Source organism: Paenibacillus polymyxa, from assembly GCF_018614975.1.
In the GTDB taxonomy this organism is placed as follows: domain Bacteria; phylum Bacillota; class Bacilli; order Paenibacillales; family Paenibacillaceae; genus Paenibacillus; species Paenibacillus polymyxa_E.
This window is the reverse complement of sequence record NZ_JAGGNR010000037.1, coordinates 40,853-59,250: the sequence shown is the minus strand read 5'-3', so window position 1 is coordinate 59,250 and position 18,398 is coordinate 40,853. Positions and strand designations below refer to the sequence as shown.

At 44.8% G+C, this 18,398-nt stretch carries 18 protein-coding genes; 10 read left to right on the top strand and 8 right to left on the bottom strand.

The annotated features are described in order from the left end of the window. Positions 1-216 precede the first annotated feature (216 nt). On the top strand, positions 217-2,805 hold the full coding sequence (locus J7E78_RS23560) for a DUF2339 domain-containing protein (protein ID WP_215078498.1): 2,589 nt from the start codon (positions 217-219) through the stop codon (positions 2,803-2,805). Between the two features lie 477 nt (positions 2,806-3,282). Here J7E78_RS23560 and J7E78_RS23555 read toward each other — a convergent pair whose 3' ends face one another. Then, positions 3,283-3,618 (bottom strand): hypothetical protein, encoded by a 336-nt coding sequence (locus J7E78_RS23555; protein WP_215078496.1) that lies wholly within the window; start codon positions 3,616-3,618, stop codon positions 3,283-3,285. Positions 3,619-3,777: 159 nt separating this feature from the next. On the opposite strand from J7E78_RS23555, the gene J7E78_RS29855 reads away from it, so the two are divergent. Then, positions 3,778-4,875 (top strand): amidase domain-containing protein, encoded by a 1,098-nt coding sequence (locus J7E78_RS29855; protein ID WP_215078494.1) that lies wholly within the window; start codon positions 3,778-3,780, stop codon positions 4,873-4,875. 583 nt (positions 4,876-5,458) lie between these two features. Here J7E78_RS29855 and J7E78_RS23545 read toward each other — a convergent pair. Beyond that, entirely contained in the window at positions 5,459-5,614 is a 156-nt protein-coding gene (locus J7E78_RS23545) for a hypothetical protein (RefSeq protein WP_215078492.1), read from the bottom strand. Between the two features lie 233 nt (positions 5,615-5,847). Between J7E78_RS23545 and J7E78_RS23540 the strand changes: the two genes are divergently transcribed. Together J7E78_RS23540 and J7E78_RS23535 are read left to right on the top strand one after the other, a co-directional pair. Beyond that, positions 5,848-6,519, top strand: coding sequence for an FHA domain-containing protein (locus J7E78_RS23540; protein WP_062836698.1), 672 nt, complete (start codon positions 5,848-5,850; stop codon positions 6,517-6,519). Positions 6,520-6,544: 25 nt separating this feature from the next. Next, positions 6,545-7,123 (top strand): class I SAM-dependent methyltransferase, encoded by a 579-nt coding sequence (locus J7E78_RS23535; protein ID WP_215078489.1) that lies wholly within the window; start codon positions 6,545-6,547, stop codon positions 7,121-7,123. A gap of 157 nt (positions 7,124-7,280) precedes the next feature. On the opposite strand, the gene J7E78_RS23530 is transcribed toward J7E78_RS23535, so the two are convergent. Genes J7E78_RS23530 through J7E78_RS23520 form a run of 3 tightly spaced genes read right to left on the bottom strand, consistent with a single transcriptional unit; the run spans position 7,281 to position 11,106 of the window. After that, entirely contained in the window at positions 7,281-9,587 is a 2,307-nt protein-coding gene (locus J7E78_RS23530) for a carbohydrate-binding domain-containing protein (protein WP_215078487.1), read from the bottom strand. Between the two features lie 27 nt (positions 9,588-9,614). Continuing rightward, complete coding sequence (locus J7E78_RS23525) at positions 9,615-10,295, bottom strand: DUF4956 domain-containing protein (protein WP_215078485.1); 681 nt, start codon at positions 10,293-10,295, stop codon at positions 9,615-9,617. Further along, a complete protein-coding gene (locus tag J7E78_RS23520; protein WP_215078483.1) occupies positions 10,288-11,106 on the bottom strand; it encodes a polyphosphate polymerase domain-containing protein in 819 nt (272 codons plus the stop codon). Before J7E78_RS23520 ends, J7E78_RS23525 begins: the two co-directional genes overlap by 8 nt. 442 nt (positions 11,107-11,548) lie before the next feature. On the opposite strand from J7E78_RS23520, the gene J7E78_RS23515 reads away from it, so the two are divergent. The 5 genes from J7E78_RS23515 to J7E78_RS23495 all read left to right on the top strand — a co-directional run bounded on the left by J7E78_RS23515 (position 11,549) and on the right by J7E78_RS23495 (position 14,741). After that, positions 11,549-12,226: a response regulator transcription factor gene (locus J7E78_RS23515; protein WP_215078564.1), complete on the top strand. Its 678-nt coding sequence runs from the start codon at positions 11,549-11,551 to the stop codon at positions 12,224-12,226. Continuing rightward, the gene (locus tag J7E78_RS23510; RefSeq protein WP_215078481.1) at positions 12,226-13,539 is read left to right on the top strand and encodes a sensor histidine kinase; all 1,314 of its coding nucleotides are present in this window, start codon (positions 12,226-12,228) and stop codon (positions 13,537-13,539) included. The genes J7E78_RS23515 and J7E78_RS23510 overlap by 1 nt, the downstream gene beginning before the upstream one ends. 153 nt (positions 13,540-13,692) lie before the next feature. Further along, positions 13,693-13,980: a hypothetical protein gene (locus J7E78_RS23505; protein ID WP_397330612.1), complete on the top strand. Its 288-nt coding sequence runs from the start codon at positions 13,693-13,695 to the stop codon at positions 13,978-13,980. Positions 13,981-14,256: 276 nt separating this feature from the next. Then, positions 14,257-14,424 (top strand): hypothetical protein, encoded by a 168-nt coding sequence (locus J7E78_RS23500; protein ID WP_215078586.1) that lies wholly within the window; start codon positions 14,257-14,259, stop codon positions 14,422-14,424. Between the two features lie 101 nt (positions 14,425-14,525). Beyond that, positions 14,526-14,741, top strand: a complete 216-nt coding sequence (locus J7E78_RS23495) for a hypothetical protein (protein ID WP_215078479.1) — start codon at positions 14,526-14,528, stop codon at positions 14,739-14,741. 141 nt (positions 14,742-14,882) lie between these two features. On the opposite strand, the gene J7E78_RS23490 is transcribed toward J7E78_RS23495, so the two are convergent. Continuing rightward, a complete protein-coding gene (locus J7E78_RS23490) occupies positions 14,883-15,650 on the bottom strand; it encodes an SDR family NAD(P)-dependent oxidoreductase (protein ID WP_215078477.1) in 768 nt (255 codons plus the stop codon). 201 nt (positions 15,651-15,851) lie between these two features. On the opposite strand from J7E78_RS23490, the gene J7E78_RS23485 reads away from it, so the two are divergent. Continuing rightward, a complete protein-coding gene (locus J7E78_RS23485) occupies positions 15,852-16,484 on the top strand; it encodes a TetR/AcrR family transcriptional regulator (protein WP_215078475.1) in 633 nt (210 codons plus the stop codon). Between the two features lie 232 nt (positions 16,485-16,716). Here the strand turns inward: J7E78_RS23485 and cobA are convergent, their stop codons facing one another. Next, positions 16,717-17,487 carry a uroporphyrinogen-III C-methyltransferase gene (gene cobA, locus J7E78_RS23480; RefSeq protein ID WP_215078473.1) on the bottom strand — a complete coding sequence of 257 codons (771 nt, stop codon included), beginning with the start codon at positions 17,485-17,487 and terminating at the stop codon, positions 16,717-16,719. After that, on the bottom strand, positions 17,484-18,365 hold the full coding sequence (locus tag J7E78_RS23475; RefSeq protein ID WP_215078470.1) for a formate/nitrite transporter family protein: 882 nt from the start codon (positions 18,363-18,365) through the stop codon (positions 17,484-17,486). Before J7E78_RS23475 ends, cobA begins: the two co-directional genes overlap by 4 nt. Positions 18,366-18,398: the final 33 nt, after the last annotated feature.

The following is an 18,398-nucleotide window of genomic DNA, read 5'->3' as shown; positions in this document are numbered from 1 at the left end:
CAGAGATTGGACCAACTGTACTTTTAATGCTCAGATGTGTGCAAAATGCTCATATGAATATAAGTCGGGAGAAGTGTATGTTTCCCGGCTTTTTTGCGTTTGAGATCCTACTGATGAAATATTGTACGGATATATCTAATGTTTAAACCTCTTTTTATGGCATACATATAGTAAAATATAGGGAAAAGATTAAACATCAACCAACGGAGGAAGCTCATGAAGAAGTTTAAGGATCGGCTTGGGCAGGTTCAGGAGCAGCAGAAACAGCTGGCGAAGGAGTATCACGCCTTGCTCCAGGAATACCAGTCGGATGACCTGATCGTTCAGAATGAACAACTGCAGGAACAGTATGAAGCCCACAAGCTCAAGCTGCAACAGCTTGAACTTCGCTCGCGCAAGATGGAAGAAGAGAATGCACGTCTTCGTATGGCGTTATCTGAACAGATGCTGGATGAGAAGCTGAATCTGATCCGGGTATCCCGGGAGAAGATGGAGACCTATTTTCAAGGGAAAACAGCGGTACATAATGATCGAATTGCATTCCATGAACATCGAACCAAATCCAATCTGAACGTGCTCTACAATCAGGCAGCACAGGAGTTGCAAGAGGATTCCCACGAGGTGAAGGAGAGGATTGCTTACCTTGCCGCAGAGGTGAATGAGCGCATTGAATCGCACAAGCGAGCCGTACGGGAGAGAGAAGAGGCTCTACGTGGGCACATGGAGCGTGGATATGAGCAGCTGGCGGAGGAGGGATTGAGTGAAGAGACCATTCAGCGCCGGATCAAGCAGAATCGAATGGAGATGAAAATTGGACTTAGCTGGATCAATAAGGTAGCCATCCTGCTCCTCATTCTGGGGGTTGGAGCAGCGTTCCAATATTCGTACTCGACCTGGTTTAATGACGAGATGAAGAGCGGAGCCTTTTTCCTGCTTGGTGCTCTGATGCTCACTGGAGGAGAGTTGCTGTTCCGCCGCAAAAAGCAGACGTTTGCAATGGGGCTGCTCGGCGGCGGGATCTCCGTGTTGTTCGGGTCCATCTTCTATAGTTACTTTTTACTGCATATTATCGGACTATATACGGGACTTGGCCTGTCTGTATTGGTATCGGCAATCTCTGTATTGTTCTCCTTGAGATACCAGTCAAAGACGATCTGTTCACTGGGTCTCGTGGGCGGATATCTTCCGTTATTCTCCTACATGTTCTCGTTCGGGCTTGAGGGCCCTGCTGTCTATGTAGCCATGATCTATCTGCTGCTCTTAAACGGCATTATTGTGTTCATATCATTCGGCAAACGGTGGCCGGTGGTGCACTATATCAGTTTCCTTTTCAACACACCGTCCATGCTCATCCTCTTATGGCTGTCGCCAAGTGAGAAGATTGGCATGTTGTATTCCATTGTGACGTTTGCATTATATCTGGGCATTACGCTGGCATATCCGTTCAAACAACGGATGAAGTTAACCTGGTGGGATTTCGCTCTGCTGGCTATGAATACAAGCATCAGCTGTCTGATGTTATACGTGTTATTTGATGTGGCGAATTGGAATGATGCTCAGGGCTTGCTGGCGTTAATCTTCTGCGCGGTGTATCTGGGCCTCGCACGATTCGTTCAGCGTAATATGGCTCAGGAGAAACAGACGATTCTGCTCTTCTATGTCACTTCCCTGACCTTTGCCATTCTGATTATTCCGTTCCAGTTCGGGGCCAAGTGGTTATCGATGGGCTGGTTGATCGAAGGGGTTCTGCTGGTTACACTCGGACATCTGAAACGGTTCAGATCGGTGGGACGTGCCGGATGGGGCATCGTGCTACTATGTCTAACCACTTTTATGTACTATGATCTGCTGACGCTACTCTTCATCGGAGAACGTTCTTACTTTATGTTAAAATACACCAGCATCACGCTAGGGACCCTGCTTATTACACTGTATTATGCCTGGGCAGTTCGCAGCAGCTCATCTTCCAAGGAGAGATTCCACTATACCCCACTGGAGCTGGGCTTCCTGAACGGATTCAAGTATGCAGCACTTGTGAATCTATGGTTATACGTGCTCTATGAGTCGAATGAATTGTATACCAGAGCTGTGGATGGGACGTTCCTGTTATACATGTTCTACAAGCTGTTAATGTTCGCTGCGCTCACGATTGCATTGGCCTATGGACTAGGCAAAGTGAAGCTGCTGCGCGACCGATTCGTGCAGGTGTACACCACCTTCCTGCATGCCGTTGGCTGCTGTATTGCACTGGCTGTAACCTTAACCATGCCAGCGCTTCAGCCGGAGGTTCAGCAGCATACCGCGGCAGAGATTGTTGGTTTGCTGGTGTTAATTATCTTTAACGTAGGGGTATTCTTTGCAGGAAGGGATCTGCTAATCGCAGGCATCCGCGGGCAGTTCAAGAGCATTGAATGGTACCCGGTTATCGCAGGGGTATATCTGCTGGGCGTCATCACTGTATTCCTGACAATTCAGTTCCAGTGGGGCGATGTAGGGCTGATGTTCAGCCTGATCTATCTGCTGCTGGCGATTCTCTATATTGCCTATGGATTCCGTAGAAAATATGTCATGATTCGGCGTTTGGGCCTGGGTCTAACGTTGTTCGCCACGGGTAAGATGGTGTTCTATGATGTGGGAATGCTCACCTCGGGCAGCAAAATCTTTGCCTATTTCAGCTTTGGCGTACTATTGCTTGGGATCTCTTACCTGTATCAAAAGGTGTCCAGCCGGATGGAGGAAGTACAGTCGAGAGAGACAGCGAAGCCTGACGACGAACCGACTGTGCCTGAGGAAGACCAAGATTGATTTGGATTTTGAACGACTGTATTGACCTTTGCGATCATATGGGGAGGGATTCTTGAAATGGGATTCGACCTAAAAATCATACTATGGCAGCTGTTATGGCTTGCTGGCCCTGTAGCACTTATCGTGTATGCATGGAGGAAATTCGGCGCGAGAAAGAAGCGGCGTTAAGGTGAGTATGGATGGTGGGGTGTCCATTGTCCACTTCGTTTCGCTTGGGAAATAAGTCGTCCTGATTAGATTTAGAAACTATAAATGATGTAATTCAGAATTCAATCATACCACCTTAGGGCGCCACCGAAACAAGGGAGGGCTAATAGAGAAGCATCTCTCTATATAATATTATTCTATATTTCTTTAGTCGTTTCGGTGGACACTACTAAGTTAATTAGTAGATGCTTTTCATTTGGAGAAGATTTAAATGATGAATAGGATCTAAAATCTCAGTTTATCTATTAATCATTTGTATCAAGATATGTTCTAGTATGGCATTTTACGAAGTAAATCTATATTTTTTAACTCTAAAGCCTGTTTTTCAATAGAATCATAGATTACGAATACAGGAAAAAATTTAGGGATGACTGTAAAGGAATATTCACTTTTGTTCATATCTCTGTAAAACACATCATAGTTTCCAAATTGAGGGCTATATTCAATATTTTTATACTTAAAATCAGTTCCATATTTAGACAACACGTAGACTTTTGATGAAAAAACAGCTGTTTGTTTTTGAACATAAGGAATTTGCTCAAGCAAAATAATAATGAGTATTATAGCAAAGAATACTTTAATTTGCTTTAACCTTTTACTTTTCATAGTACTATCTCCCTTCGAAATATTTTATTTATATTTTATAGTAGAAGATACGGTTTTTACAAGATGTCATCTCCTAAAAAGGAAAATTTAACCATACTAATGTATAATATTGTGATAAACTGTATTTATGTTAAAAAATAACTTAAAAGGAGAAATGGTGTGAAAAAGAAAAAAATAGTAATTTTATTAGCTGGTGCTACTTTAGTTTTTAATGGAATGAGTGCCTATGCTAACGAGGATATCTCAACAACACAAACCCAATATGTTGAAAAGTATGAGTCAATTACAGTTAATATTGAGCAAAATCCTTATATCGAATTGTACAAAAAAGAAAAAGAACAAACATTAGCACAACATAATTTTGTAAACAGAGATGAATTAGTAGATCCGCTTGAAGAAGAAAGGGTAATTCTACAAACACTTGATTCTTATTTCAAACAAGATATAAAAGTAGCAGAGATACTTCACAAGAACTTAAATCAAGATGTGTATGAAAAAACGATTTCTCTTAAAAAAGAGGATAAAATTGAAGTTATGCATTTAATTGAAGATTCTTATTCTATAGCGGCGGACTCAGAAGAACAGGAAATACTAATGGGATACTTAACTAGGTATTCCAGATCATCAGGTGATGAACGTGCTGAAAATTTTAAGAACAGGTTAACAACAGCAGAAAAAAGTGCTCCAGAATTTCAATTGCTAGCAGCATATAATTCAGCAGCAGCAGGTAATTGGGCGTATAATAACTACAATAAATATAGTACTAATTATCCTGCTTTTACAGCATGGGGAAGTGACTGTACTAATTTTGTTTCACAGGCCATGCATGTTGGTGGAGGGAAACCGATGTCAGGTAACTGGTCTGCTTATAAGAAAAACTCTACTTACCTAGTTCCTAAAAATGCGACCGAATTAAACTATAGTTGGACTTTCTCGGATCCTAGCCCTTGGATAAGCGTAGAACAGTTCAGCAAGTATTGGATTCCTAAATCTACGGTCTACTCATATTCAAAAGACAATTATGAAAAAAATCATAAATCTATTTACTTAGGTTCAATTGCAAAAGGGGATGTAGTCATCTTTAGTAAAGGAGTAGCAGGATGGATCACAACTCCTACTCACCTTATGATTATATCTGATTTGGATGGTTTAAATAGAGATTTTAAACTTGCAGGTCACTCAAACGAAAGACAAGCTTACCCGCTTTTAAGTGCCATAAAATCCTATGATTATATCGAGATCCTTAAAATACCTTAAAATTAAAGACAGTTATATTCATTTTACCTAGGGATAGGATGACTTCTGAATAAAAGGAGTCATCCTATTCGAAATAACTTTAGATAATATAAGATTTATAAATAGAACAGACGGTGAAAAAAAGGTAGGCCAATCCTAAATGCAAAACTTTCACTTTAAAATAACTGATCGTTAGATTCTTCTTATCCTCATATAACCCAATCACCCATCCATACAATGGTTTAAAATCCTCTTGTAAAGTTATCAATGCAATCTATTAGAAAGAAATTTTATTCTTGGTGAAGACAATTAATTACATATTCATTAAATCTCATTTTGATCCATTAGTATATTTATTAGATACTTCAATTCAGTTGTCTATTCCCCTTGAGAGATCCAATGTATAGCACTTTGGTTAGGCAAAGTTCATTTTTTTCAGCAATGACTAAAAGCAAATATTCTAATTAAAAATACTATTTATAGATTACATTCTATTATGGTCCCCTCAAAGTTATAAAATCAATATTTAACACAGGTTGTAGGTTAGCCTAATATGACATTCGTGAAACGTTTTGCGCAGAGATCACGTTATAATAGAGTAGACTTAGGGTTGGATCTTCATTTGTAACCATGAGTTTTCGGAAGCCGATGTGCCTTTCAGTGATTCTCCGCCATCATCGTTCATACGGGAGAGCACGGTTAATGTCATGGACAGGGCAAAGGCGAGCAACACGTATATGAAAATATTTTTTTTGTTCATAGGAAGGTACCTCTCTTGTTGAATGAGCTAAAGTAGACATAAGGCCGTCATGAGAAAAAAAGCACAACGTCTGGTATAGTAGAGTGAGTAGAACCGAACAAAAATCGTTCCTGTATACCACTATATTGAACTATAGCGGTGCAAACAATGGAACAAATCTGATGATCTTATCATTATTGTTATGAAATGTTTATAGAGATCGAGTGAGTGATCATTGAAGGTGGGAGAATAACATGCGGGAGACGGCAAAAATCGTCATTCGTACGCCAGGACAGGAAAGTGACGGCTCATTCGCTTATGTAAGCCAAGGTCGCTCCATTACGGTGGGACGTTACACAGGCGGTAGTGAATTGGACTTGTCTGTCTATAATCAGATGATATCGAAGCGGCATTGCCGCATTCATTATGATGTACAGCAACAGTTATGGATTGAGGATCTGGATAGCAAAAATGGAACCGAACTGAACGGGCAGCGCCTCGTTCCCTATGAGAAATATCCGTTTGGCGAAGGAGACAGCCTGACGCTCGTCAACGGCTTGATCCAGCTTCGCGCTGAAGGGGATCTTGGAGAGACGAGGGAATATCGTGTGTCAGATCTGCTGGGTGAGGGTGTACGCTTGCAGGATCACCTGCAAACCGTGCAGATTGGTGAAGTGGAGATTCCGCTGTCCAAGAAGGAGTATCAGCTGTTCAAGCTGCTGTATAGTCAACTGGATCACTTTGTGACAAGGGAACAGATTGTGGCTCAGGTGTGGCCTGAGCGGAGCATGCTGGAGAGTGAAGCGGTAGGGATCGACGAGATTAACTCGTTAATATATCGGACGAATCGCAAGCTGGGTGTACATTTTACCATCAAGTCCGTTTATAAAAAGGGTGTATATATGAAGTCTCATGTGCCGGAATGAAGAGTGATAACAAAGGGATGAGTTCATGTTCATCATTTACCTGATTCCATGGCTGATTGCCGTGGTGACATTGATAGGTGTCATATCCATCGTACTCGTCAGTTGGAAAAACGGGATTTCACCGATGCCCACATCCGGCCGCGTCAGGCAGGTGGTCATTCAAGAGGTGAACTGGATTCCCGGGTACGGCGATGTGATTGAAGCAGGTTCCGGATGGGGTACACTGGGACTGGATGTTGTAAGGCATTGCCCTGGCAAAAGGCTGACCGGGATTGAAAATTCTATCATTCCCTTATGGTCTTCCCAACTGATTGCCTATCTCAGTGTTCGCTTACGTCGAGCCAAGGGAAACAAGTACTCTCTCAAGGGCAGGCTGCGCTTCATGCGCGGAGACATCTACACCAGTTCCTATGAACATGCGGATTGTGTCATCTGTTATCTGTTTCCGGGAGCCATGACTCGACTTCTGGACAAGTTCAGTCGGGAGCTTCCGCCGGGTGCCAAGGTGATTAGCGTCTGTTTTGCCCTGCCAGGAAAAGAACCGCTACGCACAATAACATGTCGAGATGCCCTGCGCACTAAGGTGTATGTCTACACCTTCTGAGGAAAAGGAGTGTACCGACATTCCCTTGAGCAGAAGCGCTCTAATCCTGTTTCCAAAAGAATAACGAAAAAGGCTCCGAACTCACTGTGAAAGTGATTTCGGAGCCTTTTTCGTTTCGCTTCAGACGCGTGTTATACTCTATCGCTCAGCATTAGTCTTATTTTGCAGAATCGGTAGTGCCAGTGCTGTCAGAGGTTGTACCGGATTGGGATCTGTTTCTGCCTCCTCCGAATCCGCCTTGTCCACTGCCACCAGGACCACCCATACCTGTATTGGCTGTGGTTACACCAGATTCATTCACCCAAGTCACATTACTGGTCGATTGGAATGCAACCACTTGAGTTCCGCCACTATAGGTACCGTCTGTGTAGAGTCCATCCACGGCTTTACCTGTAGACGTACCACCGGAGTAGATTACATAGGAGCCATCTTTCGCAAGATCCGGTGAGCTGACAACCACGGTTTGATAATCTTTTGCCGGAGCAAACGTCAGAATGTTGTTGCCTTGGCTATCTTGTACATGTACAAGTGTTCCAGCTTTTTGTGTTGCAGGGAATGTCATCACAATGGTATTTTGCGTAGACGCATCGGATGTTCCTTGTGCCATACCCGAGCTGCCAGCAGCTACCAAGTATCCACCACTGATTTCAAATGTGCCGTCATAATCCAATGCTCCGTTGCCGCTATTCGTTGGACCGTTCACAATAACCGTTCCGCCCGTCATATTAATGGAACCATTGGAATCCAGTCCGTCACCACCTGCGTTCACCTTGAGGGAGCCGCCGTTAATGTGGAATTCGTTATTACTCGCTGCTGAACCGCCCATACCGCCCGGTCCACGCCCTTGCTGAGTAGCAGCCGTACCTTGGGATGCCTGATCGGTAGTTGATGTTGTACCTGTCGTTTCGGTTACAGAGATGTTGGATGTCGTTGTTGCATCGGTTGCTGTAGTCGCGCGATCTGTACTTGCCGCTGTATTCGCAGTTGTTTCCGTCTCCCCACCTGCAGCATTTACGCCATCATCGGATGCTGTTACATCCACATCCCCATCATTCAGGGTAATATTTGCTCCTTCAAGTCCTTCATAACTCTTCACAATCGTGATGGTTCCGCCGTTAATCGTAAGTGCCTGATCGGCATGAATGCCGTCATCACCGGATTCAATGTTGAATGTTCCGTCATTGACTGTCACGTTATTGTTGCTGTGCAGGGAATCATCCATGGAATCAATGGTATACGTACCACTATTAACCGTAAGGTCTGTACCTGCTTTGAGTGCTTTGGCACTTGTGGACTCGGTTGCTGTTGTTGCTGTGTCCGCATCGGCATTGTTATCCGTTGTTGTTGTTGTTGTGTTGGCAGAGTTGGATGCTGCTGCGCCGTTTGTATTAGCACCTGCATTCGTAACGCTGTTATTAGGCATCTCCGGCATATCTGCAGGAGGTTCGCCATCCGGTGGTGTGCCCATATCCGTTGGAGGTGTTCCGCCACCCCATCCACCGCCACCGCCACCAAATGGACCTTCTTCTACTTTGGCTGATGCATTGGCGCTACCACCGGCAGTTACAATGTTGTATGTGCCGCCATCCGTAACAAGTGCGGTTTCGGCTTGAATACCGTCATTGCCACTCTGAATATCGAAGGTACCTCCTGCGATGGCAACGAAGCCTTTGGTGGTATCTGTGTCATTGGTTGATTTAATACCGTCGCCTTCGGCTTCAATGGTGATGGTACCCGCTTGGATGGCGACCATATCCTTACCTTTGATACCATCATCGGCTGCTTTGACACGGATGTTACCACTAATGATCTTCAGATCATCCTTGCTCGTAATACCTTCATTATAGTTACCTGTGACGGTCAATTGACCTGTACCGTTGAATGTAAGATCCGCTTTGCTGAAGATTGCAGCATCAGGCTCGTCTGTTGTAGCGTCGGCGTACACATACGTTTTACCATCGGAAACGGTATTCTTGGTTCCTTTTTCGAGTGTAATCACCGCTTTACCAGCTTTCTGAATATAGATTGCGGCACTGTCATTATCATGGATGGTTGCTCCGTTTAATACGAGATGAACGGTACCCTTATCAGCAACATTGACCACGATCTGGCCGTCGGTTAACTCACCGCTAAGTACGTAAGTGCCTGCTTCAGTGATGGTTACTGAGCCACTGGCTGCTTTGGCGCCCGAACCGGTTACCGTTGCAGTTGTACCGTTCAACTTAATCGCTGTGGAATCTGCCTCACTCCAGCTAATGTTGGTATCGTCAGCATCCGGAGAGACCAGATCTGCATATTTCACAGAAGTTTGCTCGCTGACAGATACCGTTTTGGTTGTTCCTGTCGTTGACGTTGCGGCATTCGCCGTTGTGCTTGTGGTTGCTGGTGAACTGCATGCTGCGAGTAGGCTGGTAATCATAGCGATGGACCAAAGTTTGCTACCTGTTATCATGTTTTTCTTCATAATGGATCGTTCCCTTCGAATTATAAATTAATATTCCGTTGTTGGACTCATGGTTAACGAGATATCCAGGTTGCCGTTCCGTGTACGGATCGCATCGAGGAATTCCTTTTGGCTAACACTTTCGTGAATGGTTACACTGTAGACCAGCTCATACAGACTGCCGAGTTCGGTCGTTCTGATTTTTTTAAGATCAAAAGGTATGTTGAATGTATGGAACACTTCATTAAGTGCTTCTTCATAGCTCAAGTTCTCGGGAATGGTGACTTTCAGCGTTTTCAGCTGACTTTTCTTGCCACCGAAGTTGAAGCGACTCAGGACAAACATCAGCACACACAGGATAATGGTGAACAGCACCGCGTATCCAAAAGCGCCTACACCGCAGGCAAGACCGGAAGCCATTGTAAACAATACATAAGCAATGTCCTTTGGATCACCAGGGGCACTTCGGAAACGGATGATGGAGAAGGCACCTGCCAAGCTGAATGCTCGAGCGATGTTGCTGCCGATGAGCAGGATGATGATCGCGACAATGACAGGCAGGACGACCATCGTTAAAGTAAAGCTTTGGGAATATGTGCTTTGGTTGGTCTTCATGTAGGTGAGGCTGATGATTAACCCCAGAATGATGGCAAGACCAATGGTGATGACTGCGTTGTTAAATGTCAGGTTGGTATCGGTTAGGGCTGAACTGAACAGGGAATCAAGCATATAGGACACGCTCTCTTTCTATAATCGTTTTATCTTGTTCTATGGATGGGTTGAAGTCGGTACCTGGTACAAGGAGGCGCTCCGTCTGATAATTCAGGTTGGTTGTTCTCACTAAATGTCTGAACTCGTTGCCGTATTTAGAGAATCCGGTACGGTACAGTCCATGTTCGGACAGCAGTTGTGACAGCCACATCGGAACGGTTTTCTCGGCTTTCACTTCCATCAGCCATCGACCGTCCTTCACCAGCGGTTCACCGTAATCTCCCTGTTCCAGCTTCAGATCGTATCTGCGGCTGCGGATGTTGGTGTCAAAGGTAATGCGGAGATCGCGGCTGTTCTTGTCGAAAAGCGCTTTGCGTTCATACGCCAGATACACTTTTGGTTCCAGATCGTATACCCGAAGGAAATATTTGATCTCCTCGACAACCTGTTTGTTCATGTAATCCGCGAGCTCTGGCGCCTGTCCCGAACGAACGAATTCGTAAGCTTCATCCAGCTTCAAGGCTGTTCTGCGTTTGTTCACCAGGCCAAAGACTTTCTTTTTGATCTCCAGATACACTTTGGCATTCTCTTCAGGTATTCCATAAGCCCGCAGTCTCAGCTTCTCCTTGTATTTTGGTTTGGAGAGACTGGCGCGAATCAGCGAATCCTGCGGAGTGTCGAAGTACAGGTTGCTGATGGAGTAATACTCATGTTTCTTGTTGTAGGCATCCAGCTCCATGTATTTCAGCAGGTCATTGTAGAAATGTGCGTACTGCTCATCCGTCAGAAGGTACTTGCTCTCATATCGGTTGAATACTTCAATAGCCATGTGGGACTCATTCCTTTCGTCGGTGGATTGTATGTTATGTTGTCTCGTGTATTGCTTCCGTGTCTGTATCTTAGAGCGCCAACCTTGAATGAATCTTAAATGGTTTTACATTGCGTTAACATTTTTTTACCTTCCTATAATATAAAAATTGAACTAAACATTTACACGAGAACGGAGAGGACAGAAATAACCTGAAAAAGCGGAGCGTTCGCCTTTATCCCTGGATTTTCACCTCTCAAAAGGGAATCAAAAAATCTGGGGATAACAGCGATTGGAAGGTTATTCTGTCATCGTAGTGGCAAGTGTAAATATTCTTTTGTTCAATTTAAATAGTTGCTGCACAAAAAAATATTAAGATTAATTCAAGGTTTAATTGATAGAATAGGCGATACCATACAGCATTTATGAAGATGAATAATTCAAGCAGAGGAATGAATAGATGATGAGAATATTAATTGCGGAAGATGAGGTTCATTTGGCAGAGGCTGTATCGCAGATTTTGAAAAAAAACAACTACTCCGTGGACATGGTTCACGACGGCAGATCAGGGTTCGATTATGCGCAGAGCGGTATCTACGACCTGTTACTGCTCGACATCATGATGCCGGAGATGGACGGGATCACCGTCCTGAAGAAACTTCGCAGTGAAGGGAATCATACACCTGTCATTCTGCTTACCGCCAAGGGCGAATTGTCGGACAAAGTCACCGGTCTGGACTATGGTGCCGACGATTATATCGCCAAGCCCTTTGCCACAGAGGAGTTGCTGGCCCGGATTCGTGCAGCCTTAAGGCGGAAGGGCGAAGTGGTTCCCGAGGATGGACTGAAGTTTGGTGATATGGAATTGAACACAACCCAATTGAAGCTGAGCGTACAGGGTAAGGAGATTAAGCTGAACTTGAAGGAGAATGAGCTGCTGGAGCTGTTGATTGCACGCAGACAGGCGATTACCTCCAAAGAGCAGATTATTGAGAAGTTATGGGGATTTGATTCGGAAGTGGAGTATAACAATGTGGAGGTCTACATCTCGTTTTTACGCAAAAAATTAACCTTTCTGAACTCTGCCGTCCGCATTAACACGATTCGGGGTGTCGGATATGTACTTGAGGTGACGTCCTGATGTTCAAGAAACTCCGAAATCGATTCCTGATCGTGAATCTGGTGTCGATCTCCATTATGATGCTGGTGGCATTTGCGACGATCTATACGATTACTTATCAGAATGTGCAACGTGAGACAAATATGGAGTTGTACAAGGTGTCTGATTTCTATCACAGTCCCAATAATTCTTCCAAGATGCCGCGCGGGGAAGGGCAGGGTTCTGGTTCAGATTCGTTTCCCTCTGATGCCATGGGCGGTGATAATGGAGGCCCGGGAGGTGATCCCAACTCACCACCGGCACGTTCCGTGTCGTTCATGATCATGACGGATGATCAGTGGAAGATTACGGATACGCATTCTCGATTTGATATGGAAGATACGTTCTACACCGAGGCACTGCAAAAGGTTGACCAGGATAAAGTAGGTGGATCGGAACGGCAGACGGGGCAATTTGCGCTGGATGGAACGGACTGGGCCTATGTGGTTGATCCGAGCGGTGACGGGCATATGATCGTATTCATTGATGTGACGGCACAACAAGGTATTCTTACAAATCTGATCTATACATTTGCTGTTGTCGGACTGGTTATGTTGATTGTGATCTACTTCTTGAGCCGTTATTTTGCGAATCGCTCCATTGCGCCAGTCAGAGAAGCGTTTGAGAAGCAAAAACAATTCATCGGGGATGCTTCACATGAGCTGAAGACACCTCTGGCGATCATCAATACCAATGCTGACGTGTTACTGGCGAATCAGGAGGATACCATAGCGAACCAGGCGAAATGGCTTCACTATATCAAGTCGGAAACCGAGCGTATGACCGGACTTACGAATGATCTGCTCTATCTGACACAGATGGATGACTCACGCTCCACGATGATTCATGCGAAGTTTAATATGAGCGATGCGGTAGAGAGTATTATTTTGCCGATGGAGGCCGTTATATTTGAGAAAAACATCTCCCTCGATTACAGCATTGAGCCGAATCTTACGGTTCATGGGAACAGTGAGCAGATCAAACAGGTCATTCTGATCCTGCTTGATAATGCTGTGAAGTATTCCGGTCCAAAAGGCGCCGTGAACGTCACGCTCCAGAAACAGAATAATGATGTCATGCTGGCCGTGTCCAACACAGGTGAAGGCATTGCACCGGAACATCTGGATCGGATCTTCGATCGATTCTATCGCACCGATTCTTCAAGAGCACGCAAACATGGTGGGCATGGTCTGGGTCTCGCGATTGCTCGCTCCATTGTGGATCAGCACAAAGGAGAGGTGTATGCTCGAAGCGTGGTCGGAGAGGGTGCAACATTTTACGTACGTTTGTCGTAGGGGTAGAGTAGGATGAAGAGTTAGAGTATAGAGCAGGATTTAGGCGATTACAACTCTGTTCTAAAACCGTTCTTCAGGCATAAGTTCTGCCTGTAATGGGTTAACCTATGCTACAATGGCAACAGTATGTATGAATCAAGGAGATGAACTGACGTGGCAGAAGCAAATTCAATTAACGAACAAGAAATGATGCAATATATTGCAGATAAAACGAAGGCAAGCCAAGCGAACATCGCTCTTGTGTTGAAGCATGAGCAAGCGTACATCAACAAGGCGCATGAGAATTCCAAAGGCAACGATGTTGATATTGACGGCGATGATCTGGCGGATTACATCCTTAGTCGCAAAGATGTGAAGCTCGATGAGTTGACCGTGGAAAGCATTTTGGATGCTGAGATGGACTACTTGATGGACAAGGGTCACGCGGGATACATCGATTAAGTTGAGCGTAGGCAAAGTTTAACGAACCTGACACCCTTATTCGGGTATTTCTTGCTCGTTGTGTTTTACTGTAAAATGTACAAAGAAACCGTCTCCTTTCAAATGGTGGGTCGTACTTCCATTTTACTAGAGAACGGTTTTTTTGTTTTACATTTCTCCCTTTATGATGAATGGACTTCGACCGGTAATATAATTAAATAAAAGCAAACTGGCCATTGAATCGCATAATGTGTGTTAAAGTTTTATATGAAATGTAAGAAAGGAGAAGATATGTCTATGGGTATTATTTCTGTAATAGCTATTGCTGTATGGTTTGTAGCAATCCAAGAGTTTTTAAAACCTGAAAGAAAGCAAAGTAATCGAAAAATAGTTGTTTTTACATCTGCAGGTTCCTTACTGACATTAGTTTTGACCTTTTCACTTTTCCAAAACATATGGTTATAACTATTAACGCTTCAGAAAAAAAGGAATGATCGCATGGTCATAGCCCCGTCAAGTAGGCAATAAAAAATAGAAATTACATTTTTGACCTGTGAGGTGATTTGATGAACAAGATTTTAGCGATCTCCATTTTGGGAATGGGTATAACTGGTGCCGTTTTAATCATCTCAATTGCTCTGTTGTTTAACTCCCCAATAGGAAATGTGTTGAAGATGGTTACTGCTGCTTCAACAGTATCTTTTATTATATTTGCTGTCTCGGCTTTGGTATTTCGTCGGCGATTAGATGATGAAAAAAGGGGCTGTCTCAAAAGCCCTTAAAAAACGTATAGGCAAACAGAAATAAAACTCATAGGTTCAAAAAAGGACAAAGCAGAGGTTTATCCTGCTTTGTCCTTTTTGCGTTTTTCCGTCATTTCGGCTTTTTTAAGCAGATTGTGGGCAAGGCAAAGCCACCCGACCTTATTGACCCATCATACCGCCATCTACAGTGTAGAGGGAAGCTGTTACATAGGAAGCTTCCTCGGACAACAGGAAGTTCATCACCGCAGCGACTTCTTCTGGTTCACCATAACGGCCCATTGGAATGCTGGACACGGTTGCTGATTGATAGTCTTCCACGTTACCGGAATTCGCCTCAATCTGGCGCATCATACGTGTGTTGATTGTGCCTGGCAATACAGCGTTAACCCGAATATTGTAAGGTGCCAGTTCATTGGCAGCGGTACGCGTGAGACCAACTACGGCATGTTTGGACATAATATATGGAGATACGGCAGGTGCACCCATCAGACCCGCAAGGGAAGAGGTATTTAGAATCGCACCAGATTTTTGTTTTTTCATCACTGGAATGACATTTTGCAGACCGAGGAATACCCCACGAATGTTGACGTTATATACCGTATCCAGTGCTTCAACACTCAGGTCTTCGATCAGCCCTGTTGGACCTTCAATTCCGGCATTGTTGGCAAAATAATCGATTCGGCCAAAAGCATCCAGTGCTTTTTGCACATAGTTTTTCACGTCTGCTTCTTGGGATACGTTCGCTTTTACGGCGATGACGTGTTCTTTGTCGAGGTTCAGATCAGTAATTGTCTGCTGGATGGCTTCTTCATTCAGGTCGACCAATACCAGATTGATTTTGCGCTCACCAAGGCGGCGTGATAATTCTTTACCAATGCCTCCGGCTGCTCCTGTAATAACGGCTGTATGTGTATAAGATGTACTCATGATATATCCGCTCCTTATTCATTATTGGCAGGTATTTCTCAAAAAAAGTTTCAACCTGTCGACTATCTTTCCTGCCTCAATGTTAAGATATACATAGCCATGTGACAATAATCATTGACAGCGCATATGTCAGCTATTGGACAGTGATGTAAGCGGTGTTCATTTAGTTTACAATAATGAACAAAGGAGGCGAAAATGTTGATGATTGAACATCCTCAGGACCGGAGAGCACGAAGAACGCAGGATGCCATCATCGCTGCGGCGGTTTCTTTAATATTAGAGAAGGGCGCAGACGCTTTAACCATTCGGGATATTACGGAGCGGGCGGATTACAACCGCGGAACCTTTTATTTACATTTTCCCGGCAAACCAGAGTTGTTGCAGTTCATTCTGGATGATTTCATGCAGGGAGTTGGGCGAGCTTATGCAGAACCATACGCACAGCTCAAAGAAGTGGACATGACTGCATTGCTGCCATCCACGATGCCGGTATTTGAATATATTGAAGCCCATCAGGATATTTTCCGCGCATTAATGACGATGCATTCGGATATGAATTCCCGGCTGTGCAATATGTTTAGAACGTATTTAACCGAGGATTTTGTACTTGTGACCGAAGATAGCGAGCACACCATTAATTACGACATCATGTTAAGTTATCTGGTATCTGCAACGGTGGGAGTGATTATACACTGGGCGGAGATTGGGTTCAAATATTCAGCGCATTATATGGGAGAGCAGCTTACGGCACTGATCAACATCAAACCGACCCGTCTGCTGATTGAACCCGGGCAGAAGGGTAGGACGATTCACGAGCGTATGCTGTTGGATTAAGGTCCAATGGGAGTTTTGTTCTATATCAATTGAACTAAAGAATATTTACACTGCACACTTCGATGACAGAACAACCTTCCGATCGCTGTTATCCCCAGATTTTTTTGATTTCTTTTATAAAGGGTAAATCCGGGGATAAAGGCGAACGCTCCGCTTCTTCAGGTCCTTTCTGTCCTCTCCGTTTTGTGTAAATATTTAGTTCAATTGATATAGATGAGGGAATCCAATTCGATTATCCGGTCATGGAGGCATTCGCGGCCTGTTGCATCTGAAGCAGCTGTTCGCGGATCAGGACCGACTCTCCGATCATGATTAATGCGGGATTATTCACTTGATGGGACTTAGCGAGGGAGAGCAGTTCGGCAAGTGTGCCGATAATGATCCGTTCCTCCGAAGTGGTTCCCCGTTCGATTAAAGCCGCTGGGGTGTGTCCACTTTTGCCATGGTGAAGCAATTCATGTTGGATCTGGGGCAGTTGGCTAATACCCATGTAGATGACCAGTGTGTCTACACTATGGGCAAGCAGATCCCAGCGGACCGAAGATACACTTCCATCACTGCCGGTTCCCGTGACACATGCGAAGGATGAAGCAATCCCGCGATGAGTTAACGGAATAAGGGAGGAAGCGGATGTGCCTACAGCGGAAGTGATGCCAGGAATGATCTCAAATGCAATCCCTGCTTCCGCCAGCACAAGCGCTTCTTCACCACCACGGCCAAAGATAAACGGATCGCCACCCTTGAGTCGTACAACTTGTTTGCCTTCCGCTGCATGTGCAGCCAGCATCCGTCCAATCATCTCCTGACTCATGGAGTGAAGGCCTGGAGCCTTGCCGCAGTAGATGCGGAGTGCTCCTTCACGAGTTTCGGCGAGCAATTCATCATTCACAAGCCGATCATACATAATGACATCTGCGGACTGAATACGTTTCAGAGCTTTTACCGTAATCAGATCCGGATCTCCAGGACCAGCGCCAACAATACTAACCAGGCCCCGGCTCATGATCGTGTCCCCAGTTTGGATGCAGCATCGGAACTTGCTAATCCTGAACGACCACCCTGAATGGTCGCCAGTTTGGTCGATAGCTTTACTGGATTTCCCCAGTGATGGGCAGCATATAGACCGAGGCCTGTAAATACAGCTCCGCCAATGAGGTTACCCACCAGCACCGGGATCTGATTCCACAGCCACCAGTCAGCGAGACTGACCTGTGCACCGAGCATCATGCCTGCGGGGATGACAAACATATTTACCACAGCGTGCTCAAATCCCTGAGCGAAAAATATTGTAATGGGCAGCCACATCGCTACGATTTTGCCCAGTGTAGAAGTGGACGTCATTGCCATCACTGCCCCGAGTGTGACCATCCAGTTACATAGAATGGCTTTGATGATGACTAGTACAATGCCAGCCCCACCCAAGTGCTGATACCCCAGGGTCTTGGTTTCACTGGTTTGGATCAGCGTTTGAATTAGAGGGTGGCTCATATCCGTACCCATCTTGGTAATTGTCAGGCCGTATAAGAGAGCATAGAATGCACATCCGAGCAGATGTCCTGTGATCACCCAAAAATAATTTCGGAGCATTTCCATCCATGTAATTCTACGTTTCAACACCGCGAGTGGAAGCATGGCAAAGTTTCCTGTCACCAATTCGAGACCCAGCAGAATAATGATGACAAATCCCGCCGGGAATATCAGTGCACCTGCCAAACCAACGGAAGTTTGAGATACAGCGGTATATGCCAGTGTGGTTGCAAAGGCAAGAATAGCCCCCGCCAGAAAACCGCGGATCAGCATCTGTACCTGATTCATTCTGGCTTTGCTCTTACCAGCTTCGACCATCGATTGCAGCACTTCTGCAGGTTTAACAAAATCCATAGCGCACGCCTCCTTGATGTCAGGGTATCTCTA